At 34.5% G+C, this 2,743-nt stretch carries 2 protein-coding genes; both read left to right on the top strand.

Annotated elements, in window-relative coordinates:
- Nucleotides 1–352: 352 nt before the first annotated feature.
- Nucleotides 353–1,330, top strand: a complete 978-nt coding sequence (locus tag A3IA_RS0108105; RefSeq protein WP_018380828.1) for a protein rep — start codon at nt 353–355, stop codon at nt 1,328–1,330.
- A 683-nt stretch (nt 1,331–2,013) separates the two neighbouring features.
- Nucleotides 2,014–2,544 (top strand): DUF5626 family protein, encoded by a 531-nt coding sequence (locus tag A3IA_RS0108095; protein WP_018380826.1) that lies wholly within the window; start codon nt 2,014–2,016, stop codon nt 2,542–2,544.
- The last annotated feature ends 199 nt before the right edge of the window (nt 2,545–2,743 follow it).

Below are 2,743 nucleotides of genomic sequence, written 5' to 3'. Positions count from 1 at the left end.
GCTTTTTCTGACCATGCCTTTTAGACAGCAAAAAACGCCTTAGGCGTTATTTTGATGGCTTGCGAAGCAGAAACGAGAAAATTTCGAAGAAATTTTTGAAGTTTCTTCTTATCTTGATACTTTTAGAATTAACTCTCATGCAATTTGTACCCACTTCGACCCCCCTAAACCCTTGAGGGGAGTGGGTTTTGGAACTAAAAAAAAGCTTGTTTTCGTGTGAAAATTTTGTTATGCTTTAAAGTGACCAAACTAAAAACAAACAAAGGAGACGAGTACAAACTTTTTTTAGGAATATATTCTTCTTTTGTACCAAAATTGAAAAGGATTTGGTACTTTGTACTCAAATTATAGCATGACAAATAGAGTCAATCAAGACCAAAGTTTATCAAATGAGGTTAAATCAGACCAAACGATATTAATTGATACGAATTCAAAAGGAAAAGACCGTAATTGGCGAGGACGCAAAATTATGAGTCTTAAGTTAGCTGATATTTTTAAAGAGTTGGGCTATCGACAAAGTTTAATTGATCGTTTATCTTCATGTGGCGAAGTTTTAAAGTTCGTTCAACAAGACGATGGTTCTTTGCGCTTATATCAAGCTTATTTTTGTAAGAATAAGCTTTGTCCTATGTGCAATTGGCGCCGTTCGATGAAGTACTCTTATCAAACGTCTAGGATAGTTGACGAGGCTATTAAGCAAGAACCTAAAGCACGATTTCTCTTTTTAACCTTAACGGTTCGAAATGTTAAGGGGGAAGACCTAAATGTTACGTTAACTTCCTTAACACAATCATTTGACCGTTTGTTTAGACGAGTAAAGGTTAAGAAAAATTTATTAGGTTATCTCCGTTCTGTTGAAATTACCTATAATGAGATAGAAAAGACTTATCATCCGCATATTCATGTGTTGATGATGATTAGACCTAGTTATTTTAGGTCAAGTGATGATTATATTTCACAAAAAGAATGGGGCGATATGTGGTCTCAATCGTTAAAAGTGAATTATTTTCCTATCGTCGATATAAGAGTGGTTAAGCAGTCTTATCAAGGTATTGAAAAAGCTATTGTTGAGACGGCAAAATATCCTGTTAAACCTATGAATTTAGATGTGACAGAGAAGCAAGTGGTAGATGATTTGTACCAAGGACTTTATCGCAAACGTCAATTAGGATTTGGCGGTCTTTTCAAAACAATCAAGAAAGAGTTAGAACTTGATGATATAGAAAATGGTGATTTGGTTCATACGACAGATGACGGTAAGTTATCTCAAGGGACGCTTATTGTTGCAATATGGAATCAAGATAAACTCAATTATTTTATAAAAGACTAAGGCAATTTACTAAAATTGCCTTTTTTGTTGTCTCCGCAAAATGAAAAAAGTACAAAAGGCTAAAATGGTCCTTTTGAGTAGAGGACAGTGAAACTGTTCTCTGGCAAGATTAGCATGTGTGGACACACATGCGAAAATAAAAAGGTCAGTAAGCCTATTTGCGGGAATCCCACAAACAGACTTTTGCCTTTTTACCATTTGGGGAAATCCCCAATCCCCTTTGTGGCACTTCGTGCATTTTTGCTAAGATAACAAAAAAGCCAAATATTAATTTGACTTCAGGAGATTATGAAAAAGAAAAAATTTTTAGGATTGAGAGTATTCTATCGCTTTAACCTTTAAAACGCATTAAAACGCAAAATAAGAGCCATACAGATGATTTTAGTTTGAGAGCAGGTATTTATGCCGAGAAAACTTTTGAGAGCAAGCAGGGGCGATTTATCCTAGGAATTAGGCAAGGAGGAGAGAGTTAAGTTTCACCTTGCCCAAATTTGGATAAAAAAGCCCCTGGTTACTTGCTGTCAAAAGGAAATTGGAATAAATGACAGAAGTTTTTCTGCTGTTTTTGTATGTTATAATTGTATTATGGAAAGCTATTTTGGAAGGAGAAAAAATCGGAAACTATAAAAAAGTAGCTTGAATAGTGTTTTAAATATTTTATATTTGCAGGAAGGAAATCGAAGATGAAAAAGACTTTTAAATTTATATTTGCATTTTTAGGATTAATGTTTAGTTTTTTAGTTGTTCAAAATGTTTCTGCTGACACTTACGCTCCTCAAAATAGAGTTGAACTTCCTTTAGCAATAGAAGTTGGTCAATCAGTGACAAAAGAATTTGTTGATTCTAATGGAGAAAACAACCAAGTTACCATAACAAAAATTGAGGACTCATCTAATACCTCTTTTAGAGCTGCATGGGAATATGTTTCCGCTCAAAAAGCTGCTTCTGGAACATATAAGGTTTCGTATAAGCGAGGTGTTTTTAATGCTGGATTTACAGTAAAAATGGATACTAGAAATATTACAAGCGCTTATGATTTATGGTATCGTCATGCTGTAGGGACAAATTCGGCTAACTTATCTTTGGAAAGTAATAAGAGAGCTACGGCTTATTTCCAATTTCAAGCTAGTGTGCCTTGGCTTAACGGACCATCTTGGAATGGAGCTTTAAGAGCTCAAGTTGATGCAGATCACCTTGTTACATATGTGATGTAAAATTTATTGTATGGGAAAAACAGGTTTATTGATTGTTTCTTTTATATTTATAGTATTGTTATTAACGATAATAATGTTGTTATACGTAATAGCAAAAAGTAAAAAATAATTATAAAAGGTATGTAATAAAGTTCTTTGCCAAGGCAGGGAAGAGAAGCACCCCAGACCAGCCACCTAAGGTGGCGAAGGTCGGCAGGGG

The organism is Streptococcus thoraltensis DSM 12221 (assembly GCF_000380145.1).
Lineage (GTDB): Bacteria > Bacillota > Bacilli > Lactobacillales > Streptococcaceae > Streptococcus > Streptococcus thoraltensis.
The sequence above is the reverse complement of the archived record's forward strand: the minus strand, read 5'-3'. Positions and strand labels throughout refer to the sequence as shown.